This is a genomic window from Streptomyces sp. NPDC126497 (assembly GCF_040302425.1).
In the GTDB taxonomy this organism is placed as follows: Bacteria; Actinomycetota; Actinomycetes; order Streptomycetales; family Streptomycetaceae; genus Streptomyces.
In genome coordinates this window covers 20757-36348 of sequence record NZ_JBEORT010000009.1, presented here as the reverse complement: position 1 = coordinate 36348, position 15592 = coordinate 20757, and the positions used below count along the sequence as shown (strand labels likewise).

General features: G+C 71.8%; 14 protein-coding genes. 2 read left to right on the top strand and 12 right to left on the bottom strand.

The genetic code is table 11. From position 1 onward, the window contains the following. Positions 1-108: 108 nt before the first annotated feature. The 4 genes from ABTY20_RS07440 to ABTY20_RS07425 all read right to left on the bottom strand — a co-directional run bounded on the left by ABTY20_RS07440 (position 109) and on the right by ABTY20_RS07425 (position 6480). Positions 109-1527, bottom strand: a complete 1419-nt coding sequence (locus tag ABTY20_RS07440; RefSeq protein WP_351996010.1) for a sugar porter family MFS transporter — start codon at positions 1525-1527, stop codon at positions 109-111. A 194-nt stretch (positions 1528-1721) separates the two neighbouring features. Next, on the bottom strand, positions 1722-5354 hold the full coding sequence (gene smc, locus ABTY20_RS07435; protein WP_351996009.1) for a chromosome segregation protein SMC: 3633 nt from the start codon (positions 5352-5354) through the stop codon (positions 1722-1724). A 263-nt stretch (positions 5355-5617) separates the two neighbouring features. Then, complete coding sequence (locus ABTY20_RS07430; RefSeq protein WP_030824772.1) at positions 5618-5821, bottom strand: hypothetical protein; 204 nt, start codon at positions 5819-5821, stop codon at positions 5618-5620. Between the two features lie 377 nt (positions 5822-6198). Then, entirely contained in the window at positions 6199-6480 is a 282-nt protein-coding gene (locus ABTY20_RS07425) for an acylphosphatase (RefSeq protein ID WP_351996008.1), read from the bottom strand. Positions 6481-6656: 176 nt separating this feature from the next. Here ABTY20_RS07425 and ABTY20_RS07420 point away from each other — a divergent pair, with 176 nt between their 5' ends. Continuing rightward, a complete protein-coding gene (locus tag ABTY20_RS07420; RefSeq protein WP_351996007.1) occupies positions 6657-7865 on the top strand; it encodes a CAP domain-containing protein in 1209 nt (402 codons plus the stop codon). Between the two features lie 54 nt (positions 7866-7919). Then, positions 7920-8318 carry a winged helix-turn-helix transcriptional regulator gene (locus ABTY20_RS07415; protein WP_351996006.1) on the top strand — a complete coding sequence of 133 codons (399 nt, stop codon included), beginning with the start codon at positions 7920-7922 and terminating at the stop codon, positions 8316-8318. Here ABTY20_RS07415 and mutM read toward each other — a convergent pair. The 8 genes from mutM to recG form a co-directional block, all read right to left on the bottom strand. Next, positions 8291-9151 (bottom strand): bifunctional DNA-formamidopyrimidine glycosylase/DNA-(apurinic or apyrimidinic site) lyase, encoded by an 861-nt coding sequence (mutM, locus tag ABTY20_RS07410; RefSeq protein ID WP_351996005.1) that lies wholly within the window; start codon positions 9149-9151, stop codon positions 8291-8293. The two genes, ABTY20_RS07415 and mutM, sit on opposite strands and share 28 nt — an antisense overlap. Positions 9152-9227: 76 nt before the next feature. Then, positions 9228-10046 carry a ribonuclease III gene (gene rnc, locus ABTY20_RS07405; RefSeq protein WP_351996079.1) on the bottom strand — a complete coding sequence of 273 codons (819 nt, stop codon included), beginning with the start codon at positions 10044-10046 and terminating at the stop codon, positions 9228-9230. Positions 10047-10065: 19 nt separating this feature from the next. Further along, positions 10066-10239: a 50S ribosomal protein L32 gene (rpmF, locus tag ABTY20_RS07400; RefSeq protein ID WP_003951102.1), complete on the bottom strand. Its 174-nt coding sequence runs from the start codon at positions 10237-10239 to the stop codon at positions 10066-10068. A gap of 2 nt (positions 10240-10241) precedes the next feature. After that, positions 10242-10886 (bottom strand): YceD family protein, encoded by a 645-nt coding sequence (locus tag ABTY20_RS07395; protein WP_351996004.1) that lies wholly within the window; start codon positions 10884-10886, stop codon positions 10242-10244. Between the two features lie 128 nt (positions 10887-11014). Further along, complete coding sequence (locus ABTY20_RS07390; RefSeq protein WP_351996003.1) at positions 11015-12136, bottom strand: F0F1 ATP synthase subunit B; 1122 nt, start codon at positions 12134-12136, stop codon at positions 11015-11017. Positions 12137-12233: 97 nt separating this feature from the next. Next, positions 12234-12713 (bottom strand): pantetheine-phosphate adenylyltransferase, encoded by a 480-nt coding sequence (coaD, locus tag ABTY20_RS07385; RefSeq protein WP_351996002.1) that lies wholly within the window; start codon positions 12711-12713, stop codon positions 12234-12236. A 26-nt stretch (positions 12714-12739) separates the two neighbouring features. Continuing rightward, the gene (rsmD, locus tag ABTY20_RS07380; protein WP_351996001.1) at positions 12740-13327 is read right to left on the bottom strand and encodes a 16S rRNA (guanine(966)-N(2))-methyltransferase RsmD; all 588 of its coding nucleotides are present in this window, start codon (positions 13325-13327) and stop codon (positions 12740-12742) included. A gap of 48 nt (positions 13328-13375) precedes the next feature. Continuing rightward, a complete protein-coding gene (gene recG, locus ABTY20_RS07375) occupies positions 13376-15583 on the bottom strand; it encodes an ATP-dependent DNA helicase RecG (protein WP_351996000.1) in 2208 nt (735 codons plus the stop codon). Positions 15584-15592: the final 9 nt, after the last annotated feature.

Here is a 15592-nt window from a genome sequence, read left to right as displayed (position 1 = left end):
GTGACGCACCGCCGCCCCCGCCCGGGCGGACCGGGCGGGGGCGGCGGTGCGGGGACGAGGAGAGGGGCGGCGGGGAGGTGAGCCCTTCTCCCCGGACTCGGGGGCCGCTCAGCCCATCTCCTCCAGCGTCTTGCCCTTCGTCTCCTTCACGAACTTCAGGACGAACGGGATGGAGAGGGCGGCGAAGACCGTGTAGATCACGTAGGTGACCGAGAGGTTCCAGTCGGCCAGCGAGGGGAAGCTCGCCGTGATGGCCCAGTTGGCGACCCACTGCGCGGCGGCGGCGACACCGAGGGCGGCGGCGCGGATCCGGTTGGGGAACATCTCGCCGAGCATGACCCAGACGACCACGCCCCACGACAGGGCGAAGAAGAGGACGAAGACGTGCGCGGCGATCAGGGCGACCCAGCCCTGGGTGGCGGGCAGCGCCCCGTCGACGAGGTCGGCGGAGAAGGCCCAGGCCTCCAGCGCGAGGCCGATCACCATGCCGACGGAGCCGATGATCGCGAGCGGCTTGCGGCCGATGCGGTCGACGAAGATCATCGCGATGACGGTGCCGACGATGTTGATGATCGACGTGGTGAAGGAGTAGAAGAACGAGTCCGTCGGGTCGACGCCGACCGACTGCCACAGCGTCGAGGAGTAGTAGAACGCGACGTTGATGCCGACGAACTGCTGGAACACCGACAGGCCGATGCCGATCCAGACGATCGGCTTGAAGAAGAAGCTGCCGCCCAGCAGGTCCTTGAAGCTGGACCTCTCCTCGCGGTGCATCGCCGACTCGATCTCGGTGACGCGGGCGGTCAGGTCGACGTCCTTGCCCTCGACCTCTTCCAGGATCTGCCGGGCGCGCTCGTGCTTGCCGACGGAGATCAGGTAGCGCGGGGACTCGGGGATGGCGAAGGAGAGCAGGCCGTAGAGGACGGCCGGGACGACCATGACGCCGAGCATGACCTGCCAGGCCTCCAGGCCCATCAGCTCACCGCGCTGGTCGCCGTCGGCGGCGTTCAGGATGCCCCAGTTGACCAGCTGCGACACGGCGATGCCGACCACGATCGCGGCCTGCTGGAAGGAGCCGAGCCGGCCGCGGTAGGCGGGCGGGGCGACCTCGGCGATGTAGGCCGGGCCGATGACGGAGGCCATGCCGATGGCGAAGCCGCCGACGATCCGCCAGAAGGCGAGGTCCCACAGCGCGAAGGGAAGCGCGGAGCCGACGGCGCTGACGGTGAACAGGACCGCGGCGATCTGCATGCACCGGATGCGGCCGATGCGGTCGGCTATCCGGCCGGCGGTCGCGGCGCCGATGGCACAGCCGATCAGCGCGATGGCGATGACCTGCGCGAGCGCGGCGGAGCCGATGTCGTAGCGGTCACGGATGGCCTCGACGGCGCCGTTGATCACGGAGCTGTCGTAGCCGAAGAGGAAACCGCCCATGGCGGCCGCCGCCGCGATGAAGATGACGTGCCCGAGATGTTCGGGGTGAGCCGCCCGGGCTCCTGACTTGTGTGCCTGCGATGTGCTGGTCACGTGTACTCCTCGGGCCACCGGCAACATCGCCGGATGGGGGGTCAGCCCTTCGAGGTCCAGCTGAAGGTACCTGAAGGTAAAAGCAACATTGCAGAGAATATGTCTTCAATTATTGAAGTCAATAGGGGTAGGGATGTGAGCTTGAAGACGCACCAAAGGATCAAGCGTTCAGGAGTTGAAGCAAGTGTGTCGCTCTAGCGCAGACGCTGGCTGATGACCTTGGAGACGCCGTCGCCCTGCATGGAAACGCCGTAGAGCGCGTCGGCGACTTCCATGGTGCGCTTCTGATGCGTGATCACGATCAGCTGCGAGACCTCCTGCAGCTCCTGCATGATCCGGATCAGCCGCTGGAGGTTGGTGTCGTCGAGGGCGGCCTCGACCTCGTCCATGACGTAGAACGGGCTGGGCCGCGCCTTGAAGATCGACACCAGCATCGCCACGGCGGTCAGCGACCGCTCGCCGCCCGAGAGCAGGGAGAGCCGCTTGACCTTCTTGCCGGGCGGCCGTGCCTCGACGTCCACGCCCGTGGTGAGCATGTTGTCGGGGTCGGTCAGCACCAGCCGGCCCTCGCCGCCCGGGAACAGCCGGGAGAAGACGCCCTCGAACTCGCGGGCGGTGTCCCGGTAGGCCTCGGTGAAGACCTGTTCGACGCGCTCGTCGACCTCCTTGACGACCTGGAGCAGGTCCGCGCGGGTCTTCTTCAGGTCCTCCAGCTGCTCGCCGAGGAACTGGTGGCGTTCCTCCAGCGCCGCGAACTCCTCCAGGGCGAGCGGGTTGACCTTGCCGAGCTGCTGGTAGGCGCGCTCGGCCGCCTTCAGGCGCTTCTCCTGCTCGGCCCGGACGAAGGGGCGGGGCCTGTTGCGCGGGTGCTCCGGGTCCTCCGGCAGCTGTTCGCCCTCGGCGGGGGGCGAGGGCGGCACCGGCTGGTGCGGGCCGTACTCCGCCACCAGCCCCGCCGGTTCGACACCCAGCTCCTCCAGTGCCCTGGTCTCCAGCTGCTCCATCCGCAGCCGCTTCTCCGCACCGAGTACCTCGCCCCGGTGAACTGAATCCGTCAGCTTGTCGAGTTCCGCCTTGAGGTCGCGGCCCGCGGCACGGGCGCGGCCGAGTTCCTGTTCGCGGCGGGCCTTGGCGGCTTCTGCGGCGGTGCGCTCCTCGTCGGCGCGGGCGAGGGAGACCTCGACGTGCGCGAGGAGTTGCCGGGCGCCGGAGGCGACGGCCCCGGCGACGGCGGCCTCGTGCCGCAGCCGGGCCCGGCGCCGGTCGGCACGCGCGCGTGCCTCGCGTTCCGCGCGGGCCGCGCGGTCCAGCGAGTCGGCCCGTCCGGCCAGCCCCTTGACCCGTTCCTCGTGCGTACGGACCTGGAGGCGGGCCTCCATCTCGGTCTGGCGGGCGTTGGCCCCGTCGGCGGCGAGCCGGTCGCGTACGGAGGTGTCGGGCTCCTCCGCCCCTCCCTCCCCGAAGGGGGCGCTCTCCTCGGCGACGGCGAGCCGCTCGGCGAGTTCCTCGACGTCGGTGAGCGCCGTGTCGAGGGCCTCCTGCGCCCGGGCGGCGGCGGCGACGGCCCGCTCCGCCTCCCCGGCGGCGCCTCGCGCCTGGCCGGCGAGCCGGCCGAGCTGCTGGGCGACCGAGGACTTCTCCCGGTCGGCGGCCCGGCGCCGCTCCCCGAGTTCCTCGACGAGGTCCGCGCACTCCCGGCGCCGCCCGGCCGCCGCCTCCTGCGCCCCGGCCAGCTCCGCGCACCGCACGGCCAGCTCCTCCAGCTCGGCGGCGGCCTCGTCCACGGACGCCTGCACCTCCAGCAGGCTGGGGGCGCCCGCCGAGCCGCCCTGCGCGAAGTGGGCGCCGAGCAGGTCGCCCTCGGCGGTGACGGCGGTCAGGTGCGGGTGGGTGCGGACGAGTTCCTCGGCGTCCTCCAGGGTGCCGACGACGACGACGTGGCGCAGCAGCCGTCGTACGGCCGGCATGAGGTCGGCGGGCCCGTCGACGAGGCGCTCGGCGGGGAGGGGGAAGGCGGGGGGTCCGGCGGCCGCGGGTGCGTCGTGGCCGGTCGCGCGGATCGCCGTCCCTCCCGGGTCGGTGCCGGGTTCCGTTCCCGGTTCCCGCGGTGTTTCCGCCAGGAGCAGGGCCGCCCGGCCCGCGTCCTGCTTGCGCAGCAGACGGATCGCGTCGGCCGCGGCGGACGGTGAGGTCATCGCCAGGGCGTCCGCCGCCGCGCCGAAGGCGGCCGCGAGCGGCACCTCGTAACCGGCCGTCACCGTCAGCAGTTCCGCGGCCGGGCCCAGCAGTCCCGTGAGACCGTCCCTCGCGCCCAGCAGGGCGCCGGTGCCGTCCTTGCGGCGCAGGCCGAGCGCGAGGGCCTCGTGGCGGGCCCGGGTCGCGGCGCGCTCGCGCTCCGCCGCGGTGACCGCCTCGCGGGCGGCGGTGAGGGCGGTCTCGGCCTCGGCGAGCCGCCGCCTGGCCTCCTCGTGCCGCTCGGCGAGTTCGGCGTCCCCCGCGTCGAGGCCGTCGACCTCGGCCCGGAGCGCCTCGTACTCCTCCTGTGCGGCGACGGCCCGTTCCCGGGCCTCGTCACGGGCGGCGGCGAGACGTTCGATCTCGGCCTGGGCGGCGGCGGCGCGCGAACGGGCCGCGCCCACCTGCCCCTTGAGGCGGGCGAGCCCCTCACGCCGGTCGGCGATGGCCCGCGCGGCGTCCCTCAGCCGCCGCTCCTCCTGGGCGAGTTCGCGTTCCAGCTCCGCGCGGTGGGCGACCGTGTCCTCCAGGGCGCGTTCGGCCGCCTCCAGGGCGGCCTCCAGTTCGGCCTCCTGCTCGCGGACGCGGGCGGCCTCGCGCTCCATGTCCTCGGGGTCCCGGCCGCGCCGCTCCTCGGGGGGTGCGGAGGTCGCGCTCTTCACCCGCGCGTCGGCCAGCGAGACGGTGCCGCGCACCCGCTCTGCGAGCTGGGAGAGCTCGTACCAGGTCTGCTGGGCGTTCTGCAGCCGGGGGGCGAGCCGGCGCACCTCGTCCTCCAGGAGCGCCTCGCGCCGGAGGGCCTTGCTCAGTTCGGCCTCGGCCGCCTCCTTGCGCTCCTTGAGGGCGGCCTCGTCGGCGATCTCGGCCCGCAGCGCCTCCCGCAGCCGTACGAGGTCGTCGGCGAGCAGGCGCAGCCGGGCGTCGCGCAGGTCGGCCTGGATGACGGCGGCCCGCCGCGCGACGGCGGCCTGCCGGCCGAGCGGCTTGAGCTGGCGGCGCAGCTCGTCGGTGAGGTCCTGCACGCGGGCGAGGTTGGCCCGCATCGCGTCCAGCTTCCGCAGCGCCTTCTCCTTGCGCTTGCGGTGCTTGAGGACGCCGGCGGCCTCCTCGATGAAGGCGCGGCGGCCCATGGGGTCGGCGTGCAGTACGGAGTCGAGCCGGCCCTGGCCGACGATGACGTGCATCTCACGGCCGATGCCGGAGTCGGAGAGCAGTTCCTGGATGTCGAGGAGCCGGCAGGTGTCGCCGTTGATCTGGTACTCGCTGCCGCCGTTGCGGAACATGATCCGCGTGATGGTGACCTCGGAGTACTCGATGGGGAGGGCGCCGTCGGAGTTGTCGATGGTCAGGGACACCTCGGCGCGGCCCAGCGGGGGGCGGCCGGTGGTGCCGGCGAAGATGACGTCCTCCATCTTGCCGCCGCGCAGCGACTTGGCGCCCTGCTCGCCCATGACCCAGCTGAGCGCGTCCACGACATTGGACTTGCCCGAGCCGTTCGGACCCACCACGCAGGTGATCCCCGGCTCGAACCGGAGCGTTGTCGCGGAGGCGAACGACTTGAAGCCGCGGAGGGTCAGAGCCTTGAGGTGCACGCCGTCGGACTCTACCCGCCGGTCAGGGCTCGCTCCATGAACGCGCGGTTTCGCGGGTGAACGCACAGGGCACATCAGACGTTGAAGACGGTGAAAGGATGCGCGGGACAGCGCGTACGGAGCGCCGTGCGGGTGCCGGGGTGAGGCCGCGGGGGCGGAAAAGAAAGAAGGGACGCCGGGGCGTCCCTTGCAGTTCTGACTGCTCGGCGGTGATGAGGGGCGGGCCCGACCGCTGCTGTGCTGTTCGTGGAGCGGTGCAGTGATCAGGTGAGCGCAGGCTCCGCCTGGTGTGCGTCAACGCTCTCCATGATCCTGTCGTGAGAAGCGGCAGCCGCCAGCGCGTCCTTCTCCGCCTGGATCCGTACGAGCTCGGATTCCAGGTCCTGGACGCGCTGCTGGAGCCGTCGCATCTCGGCGAGGAGTCGCGGGTCGGAGCCGCCGACGTAACCGAGAAGCGCCTTTGCCATGATGGATGGTCCTCCACAATGAGTGACCGACCGATGCGGTGTGGGTCGTGAGGGATTCGCACCCGCGATGCTTGGCAGGCCTGCAGTTGTGGTGCCGTTCAGCCATGCCAAACAGCTAAGGTGCGCGGGGCTTTCAGCGTCTCACCAAAAAGTTTGAGGGTCAACACGATCACGCCCCGTATGGGCGGACAACCGGCTGCGCACGGCCGGCGGGTGGCGGCGGCGCGAGTCTCACGGGTCCTCGGGACGTGGCGATCATCTTGACGGCCGACGCCGCTCACGGCAAGCCCTTCTCGGCAATCACCAGGACTTTTTCCTCGACGAGGGACCGTCGGACGGACCGTCCGGCGGGCGCGGGGCCGCCGGAGCGGGCAGGGTCAGCGGATGGCGAAGCCCTCGTAGCCGCCGCGCGGTGTGTCCCAGATCTCGGTGACTCCGTCCACATGTCCGGGCGTGTCGCCGGCCTGGAGCCAGTCGAGCAGTCCCTCGCAGCGTTCACGGGCTCCCTCGGCGACCACCTGGACCCTCCCGTCGCCCAGATTGAGAGCAAAACCACTCAGCCCGCCGATCTCCAGCGCCTTGGCGCGCGTGAACCAGCGGAAACCCACCCCTTGGACACGCCCCCGCACCCAGGCGACCAGTCGCACATCCTCACTCATGGCTGCAACCTAACCGGACAAAGCCACTTGGGGCACACCGTGCCTGTGCGCCATGCGGTACCGTCCCCACCCATGAATCTCATATGAAACTCACTCGTTGGTGTGAGTTTCGTGATCATCGAGTTTCGGGTTGGCCGCCAGCACGAGTCGACCGCGAGGACGAGGAAGGCCAGGACATGGGACGCCACCGACGCTCCGCCGCCGGCCGCGCCGCCGGGGTCACTCCTGACGGCCCCCACGACGGCCCGTATCCGGGGGTCGACCGGGGGGACGGTCCGCCCACGATGGGCACCGCGCCGTACCTGAACCCGGAGGCGTACGCCGAGACGTACGCCAGGAGCGAGGCCTACCTCTACGCGACGGGCGAGGCCAGGACCCCCGCCGGAGGCCGCGACTTCGCCCGCGGCGGCTTCCCCGGCGCAGACTTCCCGAGCGCAGACTTCCCGAGCGCCGACTTCTCGGCGGGCCGGGACCGGATCGGGCCCGCCGTCGCCGGTGACGGCCACGCCCCCGGCGACGGGCCCCGCACCGGCGGGCACCGGCGCCGGAAGAAGAAGGCCGCGGCCCCGGTCCGCACCGGTCTGCTCGGCGTCTCCGCCGCGGTGGCCCTCGGCACGGTGGCGGTGGCCACGGGTGCGGTGCCCGGTCTGGAGAACTACCGGCTCGGCGGCGACAGCGGCCCCGGTGAGAGCGTGCAGGCCGGGGACGCGGCGGCCAACTCGCCCGGCGGGCAGGGCGGTGCCTCCGGCAGCCTGGGCGACGCGGGCCGTGACGCCGGTGCTCCGGCGAGCCGTGGCGCCGGGCGCTCCGCCTCGCCCGCGCCGTCCGCGTCGGCCCCGGCGTCGGACTCACCGACCAAGACCCCGCAGAAGAAGGCCCCGGAGAAGAGGACCCCGGAGAAGAAGGAGACCGCGGCGGCCCCGGAGAGGACGGCGGAGGAGACGCCGTCCCGCAAGGCGGCGCCGGAGCCGGAGCAGAGGACGAGCACTCCGGTGACCGGATCGGCGGAGGCCGCCGCGGGTGCCGAGGTGCTCCGGCTGGTCAACCTGGAGCGGGCCGGGGTGGGCTGCAGCCCGGTCACCGCGAGCAGCGAGCTGACCGACCTGGCCACGGCGTTCAGCCGGGACATGGCGGAGCGGGACTTCTTCGACCACACCGACCCCGACGGCGACACCCCCTGGGACAGGGCCGAAGCGGCCGGCATAAGCAGTCTGGGCGGCGAGAACATAGCCCGGGGCCAGGCCGACGCCGAGGCCGTGATGCAGGCCTGGATGGACAGCCCCGGCCACAAGGCGAACATACTGAACTGCGACTTCAGGACGCTCGGCGTGGGCGTCCACATGGGGTCGGGCGGTCCGTGGTGGACCCAGAACTTCGGGTACTGACCTCCGGTGAGCGCAATCTGATGGTCAGCGCTGCCCTGGCGTAGGCTTGCACGTATGACGACCGCGCGGCGCCCGGAGGAGCGGGAGCTCCCCTTCAACGTGTTCGCCAAGGCGTGCCCGTCCCGCGGCACGCTGGAGCATGTCACCGGACGCTGGGGCGCGCTGACCCTCGGCGCGCTCCACGAGGGCCCGCTCCGGTTCAACGAGCTGCGCCGCCGGGTCGACGGGGTGAGCGAGAAGATGCTCTCCCAGACGCTGCACGCGCTGGAGCGGGACGGGCTGGTGCACCGCGAGGCCCAGCCCACCAACCCGCCCCGGGTGGACTACGAACTGACGCCGCTGGGCCACGAGGTCGCCCGGCGCCTGCTCTCCCTCATCCAGTGCGTCGAGGACAGCATGGACACCGTGCTCCAGGCCCGTGAGCGCTACGACGAGACGCGCGGCGCCCGCTGACACCTCGGGCAGAAGTAGCTGGACCGGTTCATCCACGCCCGCCGGCGCACCGGGGTGCCGCAGCGGCGGCAGGGCAGACCCTCGCGGCCGTACGCGTCCAGGGACCGGTCGAAGTAGCCGGACTCCCCGTTGACGTTGACGTAGAGGCTGTCGAAGCTGGTGCCGCCCACCGCGAGCGCGGCGTTCATGACGTCCCGGACGTGACCCAGCAGGAGTTGGGTGCGCGGGCGGGTGAAGCCGGCCGTCGGGCGCTCGTAGTGGATGCGGGCCCGCCACAGCGCCTCGTCGGCGTAGATGTTGCCGACGCCGCTGATCAGCGACTGGTCGAGCAGGGCGCGCTTGATGGTGGTCCGCCTGCGGCGCAGCGCCTGGTGGAACGCCTCCTCGTCGAAGAGCGGGTCGAGGGGGTCCCGGGCGATGTGGGCGATGACGTCGGGCAGTCCGTCGGCGGTGTTGTCGTGCAGTGACAGACCGCCGAAGGTGCGCTGGTCCACGAAGCGGAGCTCGGTGTCCAGGGCGTCGGTGAAGCGGACGCGGACGCGCAGGTGCTTCTCGTCCGGTGCCGCGTGCGGCTGCACCAGCAGCTGGCCGCTCATGCCGAGGTGGGCCAGGACCGACTGGTCGGTGTCCTCCAGGGGCAGCCACAGGTACTTGCCGCGGCGGCTGGGGACGCCGACACGGTGCCCCTTGAGCCGGTGCGCGAAGTCGTCGGCACCGGCGGGGTGACGGCGTACCGCGCGCGGGTGCAGCACCTCGGCGTCGGCGACGGTCCGGTGGGCGACCCACCGCTCGAGGCCGCGCCGTACGACCTCCACCTCGGGCAGCTCGGGCATGTTCCCCTCCAAGGACCGGTGGACGAGACCGAGCGCCCGCCCCGGTGCGGGGCGGGCGCTCGGGTCGTGTGGTGCGTCAGGCGGAGGCCGACGGGGCGTCGGCGCTCTTCCCGGAGGCATCGGCTTCGGCGACCCGGACGGTCTCCTCGGCCTGAGCCGCCGCCTCGGCGCGCTCGTCCGCCGCTGCCCGGATGGACCGCCACGCGGACTCGGCGGCCTGCTGCTCCGCCTCCTTCTTGCTGCGGCCGGTGCCGGTGCCGTACGAGACGCCTCCGACGCGGGCGGCAGCAGTGAAGGTCTTCTCGTGATCCGGGCCGGTCTCCGTGACCAGGTACTCGGGCACGCCGAGTCCCTCGGTCGCGGTGAGTTCCTGGAGGCTGGTCTTCCAGTCCAGGCCGGCACCGAGGTTCGAGGACTTCTCGATCAGCGGGTCGAACAGGCGGTGCACCAGTTCGGAGGCCGCCTCGAGCCCCTGGTCGAGATAGACCGCGCCGATCACCGCTTCGAGGGTGTCGGCGAGGATGGACGCCTTGTCCCGGCCGCCCGTGCCCTCTTCACCGCGGCCGAGCCGGATGAAGGAGCCCAGTTCGAGCCCGCGGCCCACTTCCGCCAGCGCACGCGAGTTGACCACCGCGGCCCGCAGCTTGGCCAGTTGGCCTTCGGGCAGGTCGGGGTGGGTGTTGTACAGCGTGTCCGTGACGACGAGGCCGAGCACGGAGTCCCCGAGGAACTCCAGCCGCTCGTTCGTCGGCAGGCCGCCGTTCTCGTACGCGTAGGAACGGTGGGTCAGCGCACGCACCAGAAGGGCGGACTCGAGCTTGTAGCCGAGCCGCCCTTCCAGAAGCGTGTGGGACGAGGCCTGGTTGTCCGCTGAGTTCTTCTTCGGCGTCGACACAGTGCCTCTCACCAGCCGCTCAGACCTCGAGGACCTGGCGCTTGTTGTAGGTGCCGCACGACGGGCACGCGATGTGCTGCTGCTTGGGCTCGTGGCAGCGCTCGCACGCAACCAGGGTGGGGACCGCAGCCTTCCACTGCGACCGGCGGTGGCGCGTGTTGCTGCGCGACATCTTCCGCTTCGGAACAGCCACGGCTACTTCTCCTGCTTCTCGTCGACGCCCGGTTCGGCGCCGCTCATCTCGTCCTTCTCGCCGTCCTTCATGGTGCCGGCGAGTCCCTGCAAAGCCGCCCAACGGATGTCGACGGCGTCGTGGTGGTGGTCCGGGTCGTCGGCGAGCCGTGCTCCGCACTCGGAACACAGACCCGGGCAGTCTTCCCGGCACACCGGCTGCATCGGCAGTGCGAGCACCACCGCATCGCGCAGCACGGGCTCGAGGTCGAACAGGCCGTCCTCGAGGAAGAGCCGGTCCTCGTCGTCCTCGGCGTCGTCGCCCGGTTCCGCGATCACGCGGCCCCGGTCGTCGGCGTCAGGGTACGAGAACAGCTCCTGGAAGTCCGCTTCGAGCTCCTGCTCCAGCGGCTCCAGACACCTTACGCACTCCCCCTCGGCCTTGGCACGGGCGGTGCCTGTGACGAGCACACCTTCCATGACCGACTCGAGCCGGAGCTCCAGCTCCACCGGGGCGCCTTCCGGCACTCCGATGACGTCCTTGATCCCGAAGTCCTTGGGAGCGTCGACCGTGCGGGTCAGGCGCTGCAGCGCACCGGGCCGCCGTCCCAGCTCGTGTGTGTCGAACACGAGGGGGTTGCGGTGGTCGAGGCGGGCGTTCAGGGCCATTCCCACTTTCGGTCTTCGAGCTCAGAGGTACCACTGCCGTGCGGTGATCCCGGGCAGCGTGGATCGCGGACGTAAGCGCGACCGAACAGCCAGGATACTGGACCTTTCGCTTTCAGCCCAATCCGCCCCTACAGACCCCGCTCGCGCTCGTAGGCGCGCAGCTGCTCGGGAGTGATCATGCTGGTGTCGAACAGGCTGGTCTCGTCCAGGGCGTAGCCCTGCTGGGCCTGCTGGTCGTGCCCGGACCGCTGCCCCTGGTCCGGGTCGTACGCCTGCGCGTCGTAGCCCTGGTACGCGGCGTACGGGTCGTTCTGCTGGACCGGGACGCCTCCCGCCGGAACGTAGCCGGAGGCGGCGGAGTAGGCGTCCTGCTGTCCTCCGTACTGCTGCTGGTAGCCGGCGTAGGGGTCCGGCTGCTGCTGGACGGGGGCGTCTCCCGCCGGGGCGTAGCCGGGGGCGGGGGGGTAGACGGGCTCCGGCTGGGCGTACGTCCGCCGCTGCTCGGCCCGTCCGGCCGAGGCGGCGTCCTGCTCGGCGAGGGACGCGAGGTCGGCCAGGTAGTCGGCGTCGCTGGAGTGCTGGACGGTCGTGGTGTCGTCGGCCAGCGCGCCCAGGTCGTCGGTGGCGATCCGGCCGTGCAGCTTCTGACGGCCCCGCCCCACCGCCTCCAGGGTCTTGGCGAGGACCGCCTCGAAGGCGCCGAGCTTGACGTCGACGTACTCGTCGGCGCTGCGGCGCAGGGTCTCCGGGTCGTGGCTGCGCTCGGGGGCGTCCTCGTCCTCGTGGCCCTGCTCGTCGAGGCCGGGGCCGGTGCCGAGCAGCTTCTCGCGGCCGCGGCCGACCGAACCGAGCGTCTTGGTGAGGACGACCTCGAAGTTGGCGAGCTTGGAGTCGACGTAGTCGTCGGCCTCCGCGCGGATCTCCTCGGCCTCCTTGCGGGCCTCGGCGAGGATCCGGTCGGCCTCGGCCTGGGAGCGGCGGGCGATCTCGGTGTCGGAGACCAGGGAGCCGCGCTGCGCGTGCGCGCTCTCGATGATCCGCTCGGCCTCCTGACGGGCCTGCTCGACCATCTGCTCCCGGCCGCCGATCAGCTCCTCGGCCTGGGCGAGGGAGTCGGGCAGGGCCGCGCGCACCTCTTCGAGCATCGAGAGCAGCTGGGCGCGGTTGACCACGCACGAGGCCGACATGGGCATCGACCGGGCACTGGAGACCGCGGCGACGATCTCATCGAGCTTCTTCTGCACGTCCACCGTGTGCTCGCCACTCTCTACAGCTGTGTTGGAGACGGACGGGACGACTGTACGGCCACGGGCCGCCCGGTGGACACCGGGCGGCCGTACCGGAAGGTCAGTCCTTGCGCAGGCGTTCGGTGAGGGCGGTCAGGACCTCCGGCGGCACCAGGTGGGCGACGTCGCCGCCCCAGGCCGCGACCTCCTTGACGAGCGAGGAGGACAGGAAGCTGTAGGTGGGGTTGGTGGGGACGAAGAGGGTCTCCACGCCCGAGAGGCCGTTGTTCATCTGGGCCATCTGCAGCTCGTAGTCGAAGTCGCTGACCGCGCGCAGGCCCTTGACGATGGCCGGGATGTCGCGCTGCTTGCAGAAGTCGACGAGCAGGCCGTGGAAGGACTCCACCCGGACGTTGCCGTACTCGGCGGTGACCCGGCGGATCAGGTCGATCCGCTCCTCGATCTCGAACAGGCCCTTCTTGGACTGGTTGATCATCACCGCGACGTAGACCTCGTCGTACAGCCGGGAGGCCCGGGCGATGATGTCGAGGTGTCCGTTGGTGATCGGGTCGAACGACCCCGGGCATACGGCGCGGCGCACTTGTGATCCCTCGCTCTCCGGTCCGGTCATCGTGCGTCTTCGCACGTAGAGGCGGCGCGACCGTACCAAAACGTTCCCTCGCCGTAGCGTCGGGCCCGGATCGCCTCGAACCCGGGCGGCCAGGCGAATTCCCCGCCCCTGGTGCTGCGCTCCACGGTGACGAGGGCTTCTTCGGCGAGCCAGCCCTCCGTCCGGAGTGTGAGCAGGATCTCGCGAAGATCGTCATCCGAGACGGCGTAGGGCGGGTCGAGGAAGACGATGTCGTACGGCTCCTGCGGGGGCGCGGTGCGGACGACCTGTTCCGCTTTCCCGGACCTCACCTCGGCGCCGGGGAGCCGGAGCGCCCTCACGTTCTCCCGGACCGTACGGGTGGCGCGGGCGTCGGCCTCGACGAGCAGGACGTGCCCGGCGCCGCGGGACAGTGCCTCCAGCCCCACGGCGCCGGAACCGGCGTACAGGTCGAGGACGCGCTCGCCGTCCAGCGGGCCGCCGAGCAGCGACTGCCAGGTGGAGAAGAGGCCCTCGCGCGCACGGTCGGAGGTCGGGCGGGTGCCCTGTCCCGGCGGGACGGCCAGGCGGCGTCCGCCGGCCGCGCCGGCGATCACGCGAGTCATGTCCTCGGTCCTTGTCGGTGGGTGCTGGTCGGTGACCGTCCCAGTCTGTCAGCCCTTCTCCAGGTACTGCTCCCGCTCCTCGTCCAGCAGGGCGTCCAGCGCCGTGCGCAGGGCGGGCAGGTTCGTCAGGTCCGGGTCGGCGGCCACCACCGCCGCCGCCTCCTCCCGCGCCTCGGCGATGATCTCCTCGTCCTCGATGACGGCGAGCATGCGCAGGCTGGAGCGGGTGCCGGACTGCGCCTGGCCCAGCACGTCGCCCTCACGGCGCTGCTCCAGGTCGATGCGGGAGAGCTCGAAGCCGTCGAGGGTGGCGGCGACGGCGTTCAGCCGCTGCCGGGCCGCGCTCGCCTCGGGCATCTCGGTGACCAGCAGGCACAGGCCCGGGGCCGAGCCGCGGCCGACCCGGCCGCGCAGCTGGTGGAGCTGGGAGACGCCGAAGCGGTCGGCGTCCATGATCACCATCGCGGTGGCGTTGGGGACGTTGACCCCGACCTCGATGACGGTGGTGGCGACCAGGACGTCGGCCTCGCCGGCGGCGAAGCGGCGCATGACGGCGTCCTTGTCGTCGGGCTGCATGCGCCCGTGCAGGACCTCGACCCGGAGCCCTTTCAGCGGCCCCTTCGCGAGCTGGTCCGCGACGTCCAGGACGGCGAGCGGGGGCCGCTTCTCCGCCTCGTCCTCGGTGGACTTCTTCCTGCCCGCCTTCTTCGGGTCGTCCTCCTCGTCACCGATGCGCGGGCAGACCACGTACGCCTGGTGCCCGTTCGCGACCTCCTCGCGCACCCGCTCCCAGGCGCGGGAGAGGAAGTGCGGCTTGTCGGCGGCCGGGACGACATGGCTGGCGATGGGCGAGCGGCCGGCCGGGAGCTGGTCGAGGACGGAGGTCTCCAGGTCGCCGAAGACCGTCATCGCGACCGTGCGCGGGATGGGGGTGGCGGTCATGACGAGCAGGTGCGGGGGCTGTTTGCCCTTGCCGCGCAGGGCGTCGCGCTGCTCCACCCCGAAGCGGTGCTGTTCGTCGACCACGACCAGGCCCAGGTCGTGGAACTGCACCTTGTCCTCGATCAGCGCGTGCGTGCCGATGACGACGCCGGCCTCGCCGGTGGCCAGGTCGAGCAGCGCGTGGCGCCGCGCCGCCGCCCCCATGGACCCGGTGAGCAGCACCACCTTGGTGGCGGTCTCCGCTCCTCCGAGCATCCCCCCCTCGGCCAGCTCCCCCATCATCTCGGTGACCGACCGGTGGTGCTGCTGGGCGAGCACCTCGGTGGGCGCGAGCATCGCCGCCTGTCCGCCGGCGTCGACGACGGCGAGCATGGCGCGCAGGGCGACCAGCGTCTTGCCGGAGCCCACCTCGCCCTGGAGCAGGCGGTGCATGGGGTGTTCGGTGGCGAGGTCGGCGAAGATCTCGGCGGACACCTTCCGCTGGCCCTCGGTGAGGGTGAAGGGGAGGCGGTCGTCGAAGGCGGCGAGGAGGCCGTCGGGCCTCGGGCGGCGGGCGACGGCGGGGAGGTGCGCGTCGGCGTGGCGGCGGCGGGCGAGGGCGACCTGGAGGACGAAGGCCTCGTCCCACTTGAGGCGGGCGCGGGCGTCCTCGACGTCCGCCTTGGTGTGCGGGCGGTGGATCTTGAGGAGCGCCTCGGGGAGGGTGACCAGCCCGCGGCCCGCGCGGAGGGACTCGGGGAGGGGCTCGACGGCCTCCTGGGCGCTGGGCAGCACCGTCTGGAGCGCCTTGCCGATCTTCCAGGACTCCAGCTTGGCGGTGGCGGGGTAGATCGGGATGAGGGCGCCGGCCCAGGTCTCGACCGTCTCCTCGGTGTCACCGCGCAGCAACTCGTACGCGGGATGCGCGAGTTGGAGGCGGCGGTTGAAGACGGAGACCTTGCCGGCGAACATCGCGCGGGTGCCCGGCAGGAGTTCCTTGTGCGGTTTGTGGACACCTGCGCCGAAGAAGACCAGTTGCAGCCGGCCGCTGCCGTCCGTGATGGTCACCTCCAGGCGCTGGCCCTTGCCGCGCGGCGCCTTGGCGGAGGCGAAGGTGTGCAGACGGGCGTCGGCCACCTGGGCGACCACCGTGACGTGCTCGTCCATGGGGAGGTCGGCGAGGTGGGTGAGCTGACCGCGCTCCTCGTACCGGCGGGGGTAGTGATGCAGGAGGTCGCCTACGGTGTTCAGGCCGAGGTGCTCGGCCATCACCTTCGCGGTGGCGGGGCCGAGCACCTTCTTCAGTGGTTCTTCCAGTGCGGGCACGGCATCCATTGGACACCA

Excerpts from the sequence above, each read along its gene's own strand:
- ABTY20_RS07430 (WP_030824772.1), bottom strand. The coding sequence starts at position 5,821 with ATGGCAAAGGCGCTTCTCGGTTACGTCGGCGGCTCCGACCCGCGACTC.
- ABTY20_RS07425 (WP_351996008.1), bottom strand. The coding sequence starts at position 6,480 with ATGAGTGAGGATGTGCGACTGGTCGCCTGGGTGCGGGGGCGTGTCCAA.
- ABTY20_RS07420 (WP_351996007.1), top strand. The coding sequence starts at position 6,657 with ATGGGACGCCACCGACGCTCCGCCGCCGGCCGCGCCGCCGGGGTCACT.
- ABTY20_RS07415 (WP_351996006.1), top strand. The coding sequence starts at position 7,920 with ATGACGACCGCGCGGCGCCCGGAGGAGCGGGAGCTCCCCTTCAACGTG.
- mutM (WP_351996005.1), bottom strand. The coding sequence starts at position 9,151 with ATGCCCGAGCTGCCCGAGGTGGAGGTCGTACGGCGCGGCCTCGAGCGG.
- ABTY20_RS07395 (WP_351996004.1), bottom strand. The coding sequence starts at position 10,886 with ATGGCCCTGAACGCCCGCCTCGACCACCGCAACCCCCTCGTGTTCGAC.
- rsmD (WP_351996001.1), bottom strand. The coding sequence starts at position 13,327 with ATGACTCGCGTGATCGCCGGCGCGGCCGGCGGACGCCGCCTGGCCGTC.
- recG (WP_351996000.1), bottom strand. The coding sequence starts at position 15,583 with ATGGATGCCGTGCCCGCACTGGAAGAACCACTGAAGAAGGTGCTCGGC.